This is a genomic window from Streptomyces sp. NPDC044033, assembly GCF_056434425.1.
The window spans coordinates 169,940-185,339 of sequence record NZ_JBWKFF010000003.1; the positions used below are offsets into that span (position 1 = coordinate 169,940).

At 72.8% G+C, this 15,400-nt stretch carries 13 protein-coding genes; 4 read left to right on the forward strand and 9 right to left on the reverse strand.

The genetic code is table 11. From position 1 onward, the window contains the following. Nucleotides 1-105 precede the first annotated feature (105 nt). A complete protein-coding gene (locus tag AC07AB_RS08255; protein WP_478562026.1) occupies nt 106-1,107 on the reverse strand; it encodes a small ribosomal subunit Rsm22 family protein in 1,002 nt (333 codons plus the stop codon). A gap of 470 nt (nt 1,108-1,577) precedes the next feature. Between AC07AB_RS08255 and htpG the strand changes: the two genes are divergently transcribed. Both htpG and AC07AB_RS08265 read left to right on the forward strand, forming a co-directional pair. After that, the gene (htpG, locus tag AC07AB_RS08260) at nt 1,578-3,536 is read left to right on the forward strand and encodes a molecular chaperone HtpG (protein WP_478562029.1); all 1,959 of its coding nucleotides are present in this window, start codon (nt 1,578-1,580) and stop codon (nt 3,534-3,536) included. Nucleotides 3,537-3,659: 123 nt separating this feature from the next. Next, nucleotides 3,660-4,112 carry a DNA-binding protein gene (locus tag AC07AB_RS08265; RefSeq protein ID WP_478562032.1) on the forward strand — a complete coding sequence of 151 codons (453 nt, stop codon included), beginning with the start codon at nt 3,660-3,662 and terminating at the stop codon, nt 4,110-4,112. Nucleotides 4,113-4,335: 223 nt separating this feature from the next. Here the strand turns inward: AC07AB_RS08265 and AC07AB_RS08270 are convergent, their stop codons facing one another. The 6 genes from AC07AB_RS08270 to AC07AB_RS08295 form a co-directional block, all read right to left on the reverse strand. Further along, the gene (locus tag AC07AB_RS08270; protein WP_478562035.1) at nt 4,336-5,637 is read right to left on the reverse strand and encodes a multidrug effflux MFS transporter; all 1,302 of its coding nucleotides are present in this window, start codon (nt 5,635-5,637) and stop codon (nt 4,336-4,338) included. A gap of 217 nt (nt 5,638-5,854) precedes the next feature. Next, nucleotides 5,855-6,553, reverse strand: coding sequence for an ABC transporter (locus AC07AB_RS08275; protein ID WP_478562038.1), 699 nt, complete (start codon nt 6,551-6,553; stop codon nt 5,855-5,857). After that, the gene (locus AC07AB_RS08280; RefSeq protein ID WP_478562041.1) at nt 6,544-8,145 is read right to left on the reverse strand and encodes an ABC transporter permease; all 1,602 of its coding nucleotides are present in this window, start codon (nt 8,143-8,145) and stop codon (nt 6,544-6,546) included. The genes AC07AB_RS08275 and AC07AB_RS08280 overlap by 10 nt, the downstream gene beginning before the upstream one ends. After that, complete coding sequence (locus AC07AB_RS08285) at nt 8,142-9,017, reverse strand: ABC transporter ATP-binding protein (RefSeq protein WP_478562044.1); 876 nt, start codon at nt 9,015-9,017, stop codon at nt 8,142-8,144. The genes AC07AB_RS08280 and AC07AB_RS08285 overlap by 4 nt, the downstream gene beginning before the upstream one ends. Next, nucleotides 9,014-9,868 (reverse strand): cupin domain-containing protein, encoded by an 855-nt coding sequence (locus AC07AB_RS08290; protein ID WP_478562047.1) that lies wholly within the window; start codon nt 9,866-9,868, stop codon nt 9,014-9,016. The genes AC07AB_RS08285 and AC07AB_RS08290 overlap by 4 nt, the downstream gene beginning before the upstream one ends. Continuing rightward, on the reverse strand, nt 9,834-10,457 hold the full coding sequence (locus AC07AB_RS08295) for an RNA polymerase sigma factor (RefSeq protein ID WP_478562050.1): 624 nt from the start codon (nt 10,455-10,457) through the stop codon (nt 9,834-9,836). Before AC07AB_RS08295 ends, AC07AB_RS08290 begins: the two co-directional genes overlap by 35 nt. A gap of 397 nt (nt 10,458-10,854) precedes the next feature. On the opposite strand from AC07AB_RS08295, the gene AC07AB_RS08300 reads away from it, so the two are divergent. Further along, a complete protein-coding gene (locus tag AC07AB_RS08300; protein ID WP_478562053.1) occupies nt 10,855-11,139 on the forward strand; it encodes a hypothetical protein in 285 nt (94 codons plus the stop codon). 150 nt (nt 11,140-11,289) lie between these two features. Here the strand turns inward: AC07AB_RS08300 and AC07AB_RS08305 are convergent, their stop codons facing one another. Then, nucleotides 11,290-12,774 (reverse strand): alkaline phosphatase D family protein, encoded by a 1,485-nt coding sequence (locus AC07AB_RS08305; protein ID WP_478562056.1) that lies wholly within the window; start codon nt 12,772-12,774, stop codon nt 11,290-11,292. A 345-nt stretch (nt 12,775-13,119) separates the two neighbouring features. Between AC07AB_RS08305 and AC07AB_RS08310 the strand changes: the two genes are divergently transcribed. Then, nucleotides 13,120-13,602 (forward strand): hypothetical protein, encoded by a 483-nt coding sequence (locus AC07AB_RS08310; RefSeq protein WP_478562059.1) that lies wholly within the window; start codon nt 13,120-13,122, stop codon nt 13,600-13,602. A 70-nt stretch (nt 13,603-13,672) separates the two neighbouring features. Here AC07AB_RS08310 and AC07AB_RS08315 read toward each other — a convergent pair whose 3' ends face one another. Further along, complete coding sequence (locus AC07AB_RS08315) at nt 13,673-15,358, reverse strand: hypothetical protein (RefSeq protein WP_478562062.1); 1,686 nt, start codon at nt 15,356-15,358, stop codon at nt 13,673-13,675. Nucleotides 15,359-15,400 lie beyond the last annotated feature (42 nt).

Here is a 15,400-nt window from a genome sequence, read left to right on the forward strand (position 1 = left end):
CCTCGTCGGCTTGGATGGGCCGAGCCTCGCCGGCCGCCGCGCGTCCAGGCCCCGCCGGCCTCCGCGAATCCGGGCCCCAGTCCGAAGCGGCCCGGTCGGCCCCCGTCAGGCCGGCGGCCAGGCGTCGCCCCAGTCGGCGTCCCGGGCCGCGCGGTAGAGCGGGCCCTGGCGCTTGGTGACCGTCTCGCGGCGGATCTGCTCCTGCGCCGTGCAGAGGTCCAGCAGCACCTGCCCCTTGCGGATCTGGGGCCTGCGCACGACGCGGGACGGGGCCGGCTCCACGGGCGTCCGTACGGCGGCGACGTAGCTGAACTTCTCGTCCTCGTACGGCAGCGAACCGCCCTTGACCCGGCGGTGCAGTGACGAGCGGCTGACCCTCGCGGAGAAGTGGCACCAGTCCGTGCCCGGCACGATCGGGCATCCGGCGCTGTGCGGGCAGGGCGCGAGCACCCGCAGGCCCGCGGCGATCAGCCGGTCGCGGGCCGCGAGGACGCGGAGGTAGCCGTCGGGGGTGCCGGGCTCGATGACCACGACGGCCCGCGCGGCACGGGCCGCCTCCTCGACCACGGCGCCGCGGGCGGCGTCGGTGAGCTCGCCGAGCACGTACGAGACGGTGACGAGGTCCGCGTCGGGCAGTTTCAGCCCGCCGCCGATCTCCGCCCGCTGCCACCGCGCCGCCCGCAGGGTGGGGGACGCGGCGCCGCGGGCGAGTTCGGCGCCCAGCGCGAGCGCCGGTTCGGCCCAGTCGAGGACGGTCGTGGCGCGCTCGGCGCCGGGCCAGGCGGCGTCCACCGCCCAGCTCGCCGCTCCGGTGCCGCCGCCGACGTCCACGTGGGTGGCCGGTGACCAGGAGGGGTCCTGCTCCCGGAAGGCGTCGAGCGCCGCGCGTACGGCCTCGAAGGTCGCGGGCATCCGGTACGCGGCATAGGCGACCACGTCCGAGCGGTCGCGCAGGACGGGCGCGTCCGTCGGCGTCTGCCCCCGGTAGTTGACGATCAGCCGGTCGACGGCCTGCGCGGCCTGCTTGGGCGGGAGCCCGTCGAGCAGCTCGGCGAGCGCGGCGCGCAGCGTCTCGCCGGTCCGGGGGGAATCGGGGGCGTCGTACATCCGCCGAATTCTACGGGCCGCCGCTCGCCCGCTCCCCCACCTCGCACGGCGGCGCCCGGCCGCCGTACCAGGGCTGCGCGTCGCATACTCAGGAGGCCGCGCATCGCGGAACCTCGGCATGGCGGGGCATTACAGAATTGCGACAGCGAACACCGGGCCGACGAGATGAGCGGCCCGGTCATAGAAGGCTCTGATCGTGTACGCCAAGTGCCAAGCGTGTGAACGAAGTTGAGCCAGTCGCACATTGCTGCGGCGGCGGCCAGAGGTGTCCGCGCGGCGCGGGGTACGGGCCCGGCGGCCATCCGCCGGCCGCCGGCCGGCGGGCGGCGGGCGGCGGGCGGCGGGCGGCGGGCGGCGGGCGGCGGCTTGAGTTCCGGTTCGGCGGAGTTCCATCGGGCCGGGCCCCGGACCGGCTCGCTGTTTTACAGTTCCCAGGTCAGCCCTTGGTGCCTTAGAAGGAATAGCGAATCATGCCGACCGAAACGTTCGAGTTCCAGGTAGAAGCACGCCAGCTCCTGCAGATGATGATCCACTCGATCTACTCGAACAAGGATGTCTTCCTGCGCGAGCTCATCTCCAACTCCTCCGACGCGCTGGACAAGTTGCGCCTGGAGGCCCTGCGCGACGACGCGCTCGGCGCGGACACCTCCGATCTCCACATCGCCATCGAGGCCGACAAGGACTCCCGCACGCTGGCCGTGCGGGACAACGGCATCGGCATGTCGTACGACGAGGTGCGCGAGCTCATCGGGACCATCGCCAACTCCGGCACGGCGAAGTTCCTCAAGGAACTGAAGGAGGCGAAGGACTCGGCCGCGGCCGAGGGGCTCATCGGGCAGTTCGGTGTCGGGTTCTACGCGAGCTTCATGGTGGCCGACGAGGTCACGCTGCTGACGCGGCGCGCGGGCGAGAGCCAGGGCACCCGCTGGACGTCCGACGGCGCGGGCACGTACACGGTCGAGACCGTCGACGAGGCGCCGCAGGGCACCTCGGTCACGCTGCGCCTCAAGCCCGCGGACACGGAGGACAAGCTCTACGACTACACCTCTCCCTGGAAGATCAAGGAGATCGTCAAGCGGTACTCCGACTTCATCACCTGGCCCATCAGGATGGCCGCCGAGGCCCCGGCCGCCACCGAGGGGACGGAGAACGGCGAGGGGCCGGAGAGCGGCGAGGAGGCCGCGGGGAGCGAGCCCGAGCCCGAGACGCTCAACTCGATGAAGGCCCTGTGGGCGCGCTCGCGGGACGAGGTGAGCGACGAGGAGTACCACGAGCTGTACAAGCACATCAGCCACGACTGGAACGACCCGCTCGAAACGATCCGGATGCAAGCGGAGGGCACCTTCGAGTACCAGGCGCTGCTGTTCATCCCCTCGCACGCGCCGCAGGACCTCTTCATGCGGGACCACAAGCGCGGCGTGCAGCTCTATGTGAAGCGCGTCTTCATCATGGACGACTGCGAAGCGCTCATGCCGCCTTATCTGCGGTTCGTCAAGGGCGTCGTCGACGCGCAGGACCTGTCGCTCAACGTGTCGCGGGAGATCCTCCAGCAGGACCGCCAGATCCAGCTGATGCACCGCCGCCTGGCGAAGAAGGTGCTGTCCACGATCAAGGACATGATGTCCGGGTCGCCGGAGCGCTACGCCACGCTGTGGCGGGAGTTCGGCCGCGTCCTCAAGGAGGGGCTGCTGGGCGACTTCGAGAACCGCGACGCGATCCTCGGCGTCTCCTCGTTCGCCTCGACCCACGACGCCGAGTCGCCGACGACCCTGGCGCAGTACGTGGAGCGCATGAAGGACGGGCAGGAGCACGTCTTCTATCTGACCGGCGAGACCCGGCAGGCCATCGAGAACTCCCCGCACATGGAGGCGTTCCGGGCCAAGGGCATCGAGGTGCTGCTGCTCACCGACCCGGTCGACGAGGTGTGGGTCGAGGCCGTCCCCGAGTTCGAGGGCAAGCAGCTGCGGTCGGTCGCCAAGGGCGAGGTCGACCTCGGCAGCGAGGAGGAGAAGAAGGAGGCCGAGACCGAGCGCGAGAAGCGGCAGGAGGAGTACGGGGCGCTGCTGGCGTGGATGACGGAGCGGCTGGGCGAGGACGTGAAGGAGGTGCGGCTCTCCTCGCGCCTGACCGTTTCGCCCGCGTGCGTCGTCTCCGACGCGCACGAGGCGACCCCGGCCCTGGAGAACATGTACCGGGCGATGGGGCAGGAGGTGCCGCACGCCAAGCGCATCCTGGAGCTGAACCCCGGGCACCCGCTGGTGAGCGCGGTCAACAAGGCTCATGGCGAGCGGGCCGGCGAGGGCGACGCCGGGCTCGGCGAGACCGCGGAACTGCTCTACGGGATGGCGCTGCTCGCCGAGGGCGGCGAACTGAGTGATCCGTCGCGGTTCATCAAGCTGATGGCGGAGCGGATGGAACGCTCGCTGTAGAGCTCCCCCCACCGGACGGCGGCCCGGAGACGTACGGCCGGGGACTGGGCACACAAGCCATGCAAACAGATCGTTCACCATAATCTGTTGACAGTGGTTTGTGTGCCCTTCCATGCTGACCGCATGACTTCCCCATCCGGAGAGACCCCGGGACAGACCCCCGACCCCTTCTCGCCCCCGCACCCCGACCAGGCCCGCGCGCAGCGCGTCCCCGCCTCCCTCTTCCGCATCGCGGAGCGGCACGCGGCCACCGACGGACAGCGCCGCCGGCAGTCCCACCCCGCGCTCCCCGGGCCGCACGAGGCCGTCCGGCTCGTGGCGTTCCTGCTCAGCGGCGCCGCACTCCGCGAGGACGGCGAGCCCGAGGTGGACCACGCCGACATCACCGCCGCCCTGTCCCTCCTCCCGCTGGTCCGCGGGGAGTTGGACGAGCTGGAGGCGGGGCTCCTGCAAATGGCCCGGGGCCGGGGCATGACCTGGCCCGAGGTCGCCTTCGGGCTGGGCCTCGGCACCCCGCAGGCCGCCCGGCAGCGCTACGAGCGGCTGCTGGACCGTACCGAGACCGGCCAGGGATAGGAGCCGGCCGGCCCAGCGCCGGCGCCTGCCCGCTGCCCGCGGCCGGGCTTGGAGCCTGTGCCGCCGCCCTGGCCGGGCGGGCGGAAACGGTTACCGGACATGCCGAGCGGCTCGGCGATCCAGCCGTGCGCGAGCCGGTCCGACGGTGCGCTCCGCCGCGTCCTGGGACAGCGAGGCCGCGCTCCCGTCGTCGGCAGCGCGGCCATCTTTCGGCGGAGTCTCCTCAGCTCATCTTCTCGTGCCTGCGCTGCCAGGGACGGCACAGCCCCACGAACGCGGCGACGGCCGCGAGCGCGCACGCCAGCTGGACCACGGCCATCGGCACGGCCGTGTGCTCGCCCGCGATGCCGACGAGCGGCGAGGCGATGGCGCCCAGCAGGAAGGTGGAGGTGCCCAGCAGCGCGGACGCGGAGCCGGCGGCGTCACGGGAGCGCATGAGCGCCTGGGCGTTGGTGTTGGGCATGGCGAGGCCCATCGCGGACATCAGCACGAACAGCCCGACGGCGATGGGCACCAGCCCCGGCTCGCCGAAGACGCCGGAGGTCATCAGGAGCAGGGCGACGGAGGCGAGCGTGATCACGGTGAGGCCCACGGCGAGGGCCTTGTCGAGGCTGACGCGGCCGACCAGGACCTTGCCGTTGAGCTGGCCGACGGCGACGAGGCCGATGGAGTTGATGCCGAACAGGAGGGAGAAGGTCTGCGGCGAGGCCCCGTAGATGTCCTGGACGACGAAGGGCGAGGCGGATATGTAGGCGAAGAGCGCGGCGAAGGCGAGGCCGCCCGCGAGGGTGTAGCCGGCGAAGACCCGGTCGGCGAGGAGCGAGCGCATGGTGTGCAGGGCGTCGCCGAGGCCGCCCGCGTGGCGGCGCTCCGGCGGCAGGGTCTCGTGCAGCCAGCGCCAGACGACGAGGGTGAGCAGGATGCCGATGACGGTGAGGACGACGAAGACCCCGCGCCAGTCGGTGAGCCGCAGGATCTGCCCGCCGATGAGGGGGGCGACGACGGGCGCGACGCCCGAGATGAGCATCAGGGTGGAGAAGAAGCGGGCCATGGCGATGCCGTCGTAGAGGTCGCGGACGACGGCGCGGGCGATGACGATGCCGGCGGCGCCGGCGAGGCCCTGGGCCAGCCGGAAGCCGATGAGCAGCGGCGCGGTGGGCGCGACGGCGCAGACGGCGGTGGCGAGGATGTAGATCACCATGCCGATGAGGAGCGGGCGGCGGCGCCCCCACTTGTCGCTCATCGGGCCGACGACGAGCTGGCCGAGCGCCATGCCCACCAGGCAGGCGGTCAGCGTGAGCTGTACGGTCGCGGCCGGGCTGTGCAGGGCGTCGGTGACCTCCGGGAGCGCCGGGAGGTACATGTCCATGGAGAGCGGCGGGAGCGCGGTGAGACCGCCGAGGACGAGGGTGACGAGCAGGCCGGCGCGGCGTGCCGCGGCCTTGGGCGGGGTGGGTATGCGGATTCCGTCGGTGTTCTCGGGGGCCTTCTGGGTCTCGGCCGTGGTGGGGCCGGGGTCCGTCATGCGTCGCTCCATGGGGTACTTGTTGGATACACCATGGTGTCATGACCGCGGGCGGCTGCGGCCCTTACTGAGGTATGAACCGGGTCGCATCGCGGTCGGCGTCCGCGTCATATGCCCGGCCGAATCGGCACGCGGAATATGTCGGGCCGAATCAGCGCGCGCACCGGACGCCGGACGCCCGGCGGCGATATGAACGGCCGGCGGTATGAACGGGCTCTCAAGGACGTGGTGCGCGCCGTGAGGAAGCGGGGGAAGGCTTCGCCCACGGCTCATCGCGCAGCTGTGCCGCGCAGCCGACCAGGGCGACGACCAGCAGCACCGACCACCGCAGGGTGGCATCGCTCCAGTGCGGATCACCCGGTACGGGAAACAGCTCCACCCCCTTCGGCAGGAACAGTGCCGCCGCGACCAGGAGCGTCACCCCGGGCGCGGCTACCAGGCTGCCCGTACCCGGCGCCGAGCGCCGCCGCACGCCGAAGAGGGCCAGGGCCAGCGTGCCGAGGGCGAGCGTCAGTCCTTCCACCGCGAGTCCGCCGACGGGGAACGACTGCCGTGCGCCGGCCGCCACCCCCAGCCGGGCGAGGCTCGCCGAGGCGCCCCAGAAGAGCCCGAAGACCAGCAGGCCCACGGCCATTCGCAGCCCGCTCCGCAGCCCCCGCGACACGGGGACCGCCACGGTCGTCCGGGCGGCGGGGTCGTCGAGGAGGCAGGCGAGGCCGATGGCGGTCAGTACGGTCGCGATCCGCAACAGCACGGCTGCCGCGTCCGGTTGGACGGGGGCGGAGAACAGCGCGGGGCAGCCCGTACCCACCACCCCCGCCACGCCCGCGCCGAGCAGCGGAAGGGTGCGGGCGGCCCGCAGGTCGGGCCCGAGGAGGGTGCGCAGCACCGCACCCGTGGAAGCGTTCACTCGCATCGGCCCTCCTCGCCCGCGCGCGCGGCCGGCGGGGCGGGGACGCCCAGGAGGACGGCCGCCTCGTCGGTCGTGGTGTCCGGCGCGGTGAGTTTCGTCCACGACTGCTTCACCTTGGCCCCGACTTCGGCGTCGGGCCGCGCCAGGAGGGTCCGTACAAGGGCCTGTTCCCGCGCCTTGACGCTGAAGCCGGTGGCGGCGTTGAAGGCGTTGAGCGAGAGGCCGCCGAAGGAGCGCCCGGACAGCGAGTCGTAGGCCGCCCGGGTCCCGTCGGTCGCCTGGACGGCGAGCCACAGCGTGATCGCCCCGCGAGCGCGGCAGGCCGCTTGGCTGCGGGCGTCGGCGGGGGGCCCGCCGGTCACCGCGCGGTGCGCGAAGCTCCCGGCGAAGCCGAGCATGTGGTCGCCCGCGAGCTCGCTGTGCGTACCCCAGTCGGTGCCGACGGGCACGGCGTCCGGCGTCCCGGCCGCCCGGTCGTCGGCGGCCCACCGCGCCACCGGCAACGGGGGGACGACGCCGCTGTCGACCGTGCTCAGGAAGACGTGCTGGCGTACGGCGTACCGCTTCTCCCGCTCGGACGGCGGCGCCCAGCGCAGCACTCCTTTCGTCACCTCCGCCCACTGCCGGTACCGGTCCTTGAACTCGGGGAAGGCGCAGTAGGCGATGGCGTCGCGCTCGACGCACTCCTGCCGCGACGACGGCGCGTTCTCGGCCGTCGTACGGGCCTGGCGCACGGTGTCCGGCAGGCCGCCCTGCTGCGCGGCGCCCGTGCCGATCACCGCGAGCAGGGCGACGCCGGCCACCGCCTTGAACGCGGTCGAGCGACCGCCCGCGCGGAGCACCGCCGCCGCGGCCACCAGCGCCACCAGGGCGGCCAGATAGAGCAGATGCCAGCTCACGGGGCGGTGGGTGAGCGCGGTGGGCAGCGGCGGTACGGTCTCGTCCTCGATGCCGACCAGACCCCACCACCGCGCGTCCGACTTCGGTTGCAGGGCGCCCGCCACGGTCACGATCCCGAGCGCGGCCAGGGTGAGCGGCGCGGCCACCACGGACCGGACGGCGCGGGCCGCGAGGACGCCGATCGCGCCGGCCAGGAGCACCACGAGCGGGCCGGTGGCGAGCTCCGCCGTGGAAGGGCTGCCGACCGCCGCGTCCTGAGCGGCCACGTATCCGATGCGGGCGCCGGCCAGGACCGCCGACAGCGCGGTCACCGGCAGCAGGGCGAGCAGCAGGGCCCAGGTGCGGCGCCAGGGCGGGAGCACCAGGGGGTCGAACATCGCGTCGGTGCCGTGCCGGTACGAGCGGAGCGCGGCGAGGTTGGCCGCGAGCAGGGTTCCCGCCGCGATCAGCAGGAGCGGCACCTGGGTGTAGCGGTCCTCGTCGTGCAGCACCGGATAGCGGTCGTCGCCGGAGTACGCGCCGTACGCCCACTGCGCCAGATACAGCGCGAGCGCGGCGAGTACCGCGGGGTGCCGCAGCAGCCGCACCGCTTCGGTGCGGGCGAGGGCGCGCGTGGCGGCGCCCGACGCGGCGGAAGGGGTGCGTCCGTCGGCGCGCGCCGGGGCCTCGGCCGTCGTGCCGCTCGTGCCGCTCATGCCGGGGCCCCCTGGCCGGCCCGGCGCCCGGTGTCGTCGAGGAGCAGCAGATAGCCGTCCTCCAGCGCCGGGTCCACGATCGCGGCGCCCGGTGGCGGACTGCCGATGTTGCGGAACGTCCCCCTGCCCGTACGCCATCCGGCCAGTGCCCGCGGGTCGCGCTCGGCGCTGCTCCACACCCGGCCCTCGGCGACCGCGCTCAGGCCGACCGGGTCGCCGTCGAACTTGACGACACCGTGGTCGAGTACGACGACGCGATGGCACAGGGCGGCGACGTCCTCGGTCTGATGAGTGGAGAGCAGGACGGTCCGCCCCTCTCCGATGTCGGCGATCAACTCGCGGAATCTCAGCCGCTGTTCGGGGTCGAGGCCAACGGTCGGCTCGTCGAGGATGAGCAGTTCGGGCTCGCCCGCGAGGGCCGCGGCGAGCGCCACGCGCTGCTTCATGCCGCCCGACAGCATCCGGATCCGCTTGCCGCGGTGCTCGCTCAGGCCCACGGCGTCGAGCACCCGGCGCACCTCGTCGTGCCTGCGGCCGCGGTGGGTCATCTCCTTGAGGATCGCGACGTAGTCCACGAACTCGAAGGCGGTGAAGTTCGGATGGAATCCGGGGTCCTGCGGCAGGAATCCGAGGCGCCGCCTGATCTCCGTCCGCTGCCCGGGGGCGCCGGGATCCCTGCCGAGCACCCGGACCTCCCCGGCGTCGGGGACGAGCGCGGTGGCCAGGGCCCGTAACAGGGTGGTCTTGCCCGCGCCGTTGGGCCCGAGCATGCCGGTGACGCCGGTCCGCAGCGAGAAGGACACGGAGTCGAGCGCCACGGAGCGCCGATAGCGCACGCTCAACTCCTGTACCTCGACGGTGTAATCGGTCATCGGGTGGTCCCCTGTCGGTAGGCGGGCCGGTCGAATGCCGTACGGGAGAGCAGCACGCACGCCGTGGCCACGACGAGCACCGCGGCGGAGGCGGTCTGTCCCGTCGCGCTGAAGACCGCGTGCGATGAGTGGGTGGCGAGCAGGACGGCGAGCCAGCCGGCGCCGGTCACCCCGGCCGCCGTCGTGGACTCCATACGGGCCGCCAGAGCGAGACTCACGGCGGTGAGCGCGCAGCCGGGCAGCAGCCACCCCAAGGCGGCGAGGCCGAACCCGGGCAGGGCCAGACCGGCGGCGCCCGTCAGGGCGACGCAGGTGCCGAGGACCACCGCGGTGCGCAGCAGTACGAGCCGGAAGGCCCGCAGGGGAGCCACCTGGCCCATCTCGTGCGCGGGGTCCCAGCGCCGGCCGTAGGAGACGGCCACCCCGGCCACGGGCAGCAGCGGCGCGAGACCGAGGAAGAGCACCGGCGTCCCGGCCGGCTCGGCAAGGCGCGCGATCAGCGCGGCGAGCAGCAACGTCAGGGCGGCGGCGCTCACCCAGGACGCCCGCAGCGCCGGAGTCGCCGCGAGCAGCCGCGCCACATGCTCCGGCACCCCGAACCGGAGCAGCAGCCGCTCCCCCCGCCCGGGCACGGGTGCGTCGATCGCCACGTCGAGGCGCGCCCAGCCGTGGTCCAGGATCCGCGGGTCGGTGTGGCCCGACAGCCGTGAGCGGCAGAGCGGGCAGCCGTCGAGGTGCGACTCGACGGCCCGCAGGGCGTGCGGCGCCGTCTCTCCGCGCGCATAGCCGCGCAGCAGCGCGTCAGGTGTGTGGTGGTCAGCGCTCTCCCGCGGCGGTCTCCGCTGCGTCACCCTCGCCTCCTCTCCGGCCGGGCCGCGACCGCGGCCCCCCGAGTTCCTGCTTCAGTAATCGGCGGGCGCGCATGGCGCGCGTCTTCACCGTGCCGGGCGGCACTCCGAGGACGGTCGCGGCCTGCCGTACGGTCAGGCCGTCGACCACCGTCGCCTGCATGACGCGCCGGAGCTCTACGGGCAGCCGGGCCAACGCGTCGGCCAGATCGCCGTGCCGGACGTCGGCGAGCGCCCGCTCCTCGGCCGACGGTTCGTCGGGGACACGCAGCCGCTGCAGCGCCTGACGCAGCCGGGAGCGGGCGCCACCCGCGCGCCCCTGGTCCGCGAGCCGCCGGGAGGCGATGCGCCACAGCCAACCTCCCATGTCCGCGACCTGCCGCTGCCGGCCGGCCGCACAGGTGCGCCACAGGTCGAGAAACGTCTCCTGGACGATGTCGTCGAGCAGCGAGTCGTCCGCGCAGCGGTAGCGCAATCGCGCGGTCAGCCAAGGGGCGTAGTGACGGTAGAGCAGCCCGAAGGCGTCGCGGTCCCCCTCGGCCGCAGCCGCTACGAGCTCCGCTTCGGTATCCACATCGCGCGGCTCTCCCATCACACCCCTTCGTCGTAACGGTCCGCGCTTCCGGTTCACGCACCCGAGGTGACGCTCGTCACATGCGGCCTGGGTGACCGGCTCGTTCCACGCCACGCGGCGGAGGACTGCCCGACCGTGGGGGATATACGCAAACGACAAACACCCTGACTGGACACCATCAAGGTCGAACGGAGGGTTTTCCTCCCTTTCCCCGGGCGGCGCTTACCTTCATGAACCATCCAACTCGCGTTCCTCGCACGGCACTTGTGTGCCGAACAGGTACAGACAAAGCTATCAACCGACCGCGCTCCCAGGAGATGTCCGACCGGATCTCCGACGGAACGATTTGTCGTACTCACACAAAGGGGGAAAGCTTTTGCGCGCCTCAAAGACCCTTAAGCGCACAGCTGCGGTAATGCTCTCCGCGGCGGCTCTCACGGCCACCGTCGGCGCCTCTCCGGCGGCCGCCGCCACCAGCGGCGTCACCGGTACGGCGCCTGCCTGCGTCGCCGGCTGGGTCACCAAGGGCACGGTCACGCAGACCGGCCACGCCCGTAACGACTGCGGCTACCGCGTGCGAGTGAAGATCGTCTGGGCCTACGGCGCGGACGGCGCCTGCCAGACGCTCGACCCGGGCTGGGAGGCCACCTCCAAGATCGCCATCCAGCCGCGCCGCTTCGACGGCGTGAACAACTGCTGAACAGCCGACGTCTGAGCCGCAGTTGATGCCACGAGCACAAAGGGCGTTCCCCGGAAATCAGCTCCGGGGAACGCCCCTTGTGTGGAGATGGTACGTCGGCGAATCAGGGTCAGGGTGCACCGGAACCCGCAACTCGATTCTCCGCGAACGCTAAGCGGGCTTCAACCCCGGGGCGCCCGCCTCGGATACGAAGGACGCGGCGGTGGAGACGGGTGCGCCGGGGGTGCGGACGCCGGTGACGGTGCGGAAGTCGGCCCGTACGCGCTGGTCGTCGAGCGAGAGCAGGACGTAGCCGCGGCGGCCGTTGTAGAACTTCATGTGCGGGTTGGCGGCCAGCATGCCGGACCAGTCGCCGGGCTTGTCCGCCCCGTCGAAGCCGCTGGAGATGGAGGTGCCGACGAACTCGACGCCCAGCGTCGTGGAGGCGGGTTCGTCGAAGTCCTTCTTGATGTCCATCGCGTAGTTGACGTGCACGTCTCCGGAGAGCACGACGAGGTTGCCGATGCCGGCCTGCTCCACTCCGGCCAGGACGCGCGCGCGGGAGGCCGGGTAGCCGTCCCAGGCGTCCATGGAGAGCCGGGAGCTGGCGGCGGTGGTGTTCTTGCGGCGGCAGAAGGCGACCTGTTGCGGGATGACGTTCCAGGTGGCGGTGGAGGCGCGGAACCCGTCGAGGAGCCAGCGCTCCTGCGCGGCGCCGGTGAGGGTGCGGGCGCGGTTCTCCGACTCGGGGCCGGGGTACTGCCAGCCGTCGCCGTACGCCTGGTCGGAGCGGTACTGCCGGGTGTCGAGCACGTCGAACTGCGCCAGCCGGCCGTACTGGAAGCGGCGGTAGAGGATCGCGTCGGAGCCCTGGGGCCGCTGGGCCTCGCGCAGCGGCATGTTCTCCCAGAACGCACGGTAGGCGGCGCCCCGGCGGAGGCGGAACTCGGTGACCGGGTCGTTGTGCTGGGAGATGTCGCCCGCGTAGTTGTTCTCGACCTCGTGGTCGTCCCAGGTGACGATCCAGGGGTGGGCGGCTTGCGCGGCCTGGAGGTCCGGGTCCGACTTCCCCAGCGCGTACCGCAGCCGGTAGTCGTCCAGGGTGACCGTCCAGTGGTTGAAGACCGCGGGCAGCGGGTCGGTGTAAAGGCGGGCGCCCGCCTGGGCGTTGATGGCGTTCTCGTAGATGTAGTCGCCGACGAACAGGACGGCGTCGAGCTCCTCCTCCGCGAGGTGCGCGAGCGCCGTGTAGTAGCCCTCGTCGTACTGCTGGCAGGAGATGAGGCCCAGGCGCAGCGCGCTGACGGCCGCGCCGGCCGCGGGGGCGGTGCGGGTGCGGCCGACCTGGCTGGTCCACTGGTCCACGTGGAAGCGGTAGTAGTAGACATGTGCCGCTTCGAGACCGCGTACGTCGAGGTGCACGGTGTAGTTGTCCGCCGCGGGCGCGGCCACGGTGCCGCTCTGCACGGGCGAGCCGAACGCCTCGTCGGAGGCCACCTCCCAGCCGACGCTCACGCTGCCGGCCGCCGGGAGGCCGCCGCCCACCTCGTAGGGCCGGGGCGCGAGCCGCGTCCACAGCACGACGGAGCCCGGCAGCGGGTCGCCGGACGCCACGCCAAGGGTGAAGGGGTTCTCGGTGAGCGTCTGCGGGGCCATGGGGTCAGCCTCGCGCGGCGGGGACCGGTTGGGAAGGCCGGTACGCGCCGCTTCTCGCACGCGCCGCGGTCCGGCCGCTGGGCGGGCGTGTCGTCGGGCGGGCCCCCGCCGCTGGGCGGGTGGCCGTCCGTACTCCGTCGCGTGCGGGCAGATCGGCATCGGCGACGCCGCACGCCGCGCACCCGGCCGGGAATATGGCGCGGGCCCTCAAGAGGCGCGGGGCCTGCCCGACTTGACGGTACGCAGAAATTTGTTAAGAACATCGGCACAGAGGCAACCACAGCCCTTTTTTCGTCGTGTTCCTCCGTGAAGGCTTACAACACGCACACCAGGGAGGAACCCCCCATGAACCGTGCATACCGTCTCGCCGTTGTAGGTGCCCTCAGCGCCGCGATCGTCACCGGCGGCGCGGCCGCCGCCATCGCGGCCCCGAACCCGGTCCCCACTCCGGCCGGCCGCTCCGTCCCGGCCCAGCCGGCCCCGAAGCCCGTGCCGGCCGCCAAGGAAGCACCCGTCGTGAAGCGGGCACCGGCCGCCGCGCCCGCACCGGCCGCCAAGGCCGCGCTCACCGCCAAGGCCAGTGCGGCCTCGGTCAAGGCGTGGGAGCAGTTCCGGATCTCCGGCACGGCGACCGGCATCAAGGCGGGCACCACCGTCACCCTGCAGCAGAAGCAGGGCGCCAAGTGGGTCTCGCTGCCCGCGAGCGTCGCCGTCAACAAGTCCGGCACGTACTCCCTGCGCGTCAAGCTCGGCATCAAGGGCAAGAACGAGCTGCGCATCGCCGGCGGCGGGGCCGTGTCCCCCGTGCTGACGGTCACCGTGCGCTGAACCGCGCGGGACCGGTAGACGGCGATGAGGGGCGAGTCCGGCGGCTCGCCCCTCATCGGTGTCCGGGCGCCTACGACGTGCAGGAGACCTTGAGCGCGGAGGCCGCGTGGTGCGCGTACGTGCTCGTGTTGCCGTGCCAGTCGTATCCGCGGTCGTGCAGCTGGACCGCGAGCTTCTGGTTGGTGACCGGGAAGGTGCCGGGCACGTTGTACCAGCCGCCCTGGTTGTCCACCTGCCGGATCGAGAACGAGCCGGTCTGATTGCTGCTCTTGGGCGAGAAGTACTTGTAGACCGTGTAGTACGAGGGGTCGCCGCCCACCTTCTGCAGGCTGCTGTTCCGGGGGATGTAGACCGAGAGGCCGCACTGCTTGGCCTTCGCGGGCGTGTCGAACAGCCAGTTGACGCTGTTCCCCTTGTCGTGCGAGTCACCGGACATCGGCACCGAGAGGTACGAGCCGTCGCAGCCGGAACCGCTGTAGCCGCCGGACGAAGAGGTCCAGCCCTTCTTGCCGCTGGTGAAGTAACCGTTCTTCTGGAAGCGCTGGTTGTCGCAGCTGGGGCCCGCGACGGCGCTGAAGACGACGGACGACGCCATCTGGTTCATGGACTTGGGCGCGCCGCCGCTGCCCTTGGAGCTGCCGCTCTTGCTCGTGGAGCCGCTGGACTGCGTGCCGCCGCTCTTCTTGTCGCTGCCCTTGTCGCCGCCCGCCTTGGTACTGCCCGAGTCCGCGGAGCCGTCCGCCTTCTTGTCGGCCCCGCCGTCCGTACGGGTGCCGCCGCCGTCGCTCTTCGCGCCGCCGTCCGGTGAGTTCGCGCCTCCCCCGGGGCCGGCTGTGCCGGCGGAGGTCTTGTCGCCGGACGGCAGGATCGCGCCCTGCGGGCTGTTCGGGTCGGTGCCGGGCACGTACCCCTCGGCCTGGTCTCCCGCGCTCCACGCCGCGGCACGCTCCTGGTGCCCGGCCGCGCCGCCCCCGTCACTCTGCAGAGCGGAGACGGCGAAGGGAGTGGCCAGCAGGGCCGCTCCGGCGAAGGCCGCGGCGGCGACCATGGGCTTCGGCACGCGCCCCGGCCGCTTGGGCGAGGGGTCGCCGGCGGTCCCGTCGCCGGGCGGCGCGGCGGACACGGCCACGGCCACTGCGGCGGAAGTGCCGGCGGCCGAGCTGGTCTTCTTCCCGGCCTTCTTGCCTGCCAGGAAGCCGGCCTTCTTCTCCGGCTTCTTCTCCGCCTTCTTCTCCGGCTCACTCTCCGGGGACGGTTCCTTCTCCCGTTCCGCCTCGCTCTCGGCCGCGGTCTTCCGCGCGGCGGGCTCGTCGCCGGCCACGGGGGCCACCGCCCCCTTGACCACGCCCGAGGAGGACTCGGACACCACGGTGGCGCGCGACGCCTCCCCGGTCGCGCCGTCGTCCGCCGCCGCGTCGGCCGCGGCCGTCGCGACGCCCACCGCCACCGCCGTGCGCGCGGAGTCCCCGGTGGGAGCGGCGGACGCGGTCGGTGCTTCGTCGGGTTCGGCGGCGCCGCGCCCCAACGTGCCCGGCGCCGCCGCCGGTCCGCCGCGGCCCGCGCCGCCGGGCTCCGCCTCGGGGCTCTCACCGCTGTCGGTGGCGCGCGGCGCGGGGGCGCCGATGACGCCGCCCACTATCGCGGTGTCGCCGTCCGCGGCCGCGCCGCCGGGGCCGGAGGCGGGACCGCGCTCCTCCTCGGCCTCGGCCCCGCCGTCGCCGTCCGGCTGCGCGGACCGGCCCTGGGTCTGTCCCATCGGTTCCCTCCTCATTTCGGCCGCCGCCTTCGGGACGCGGCG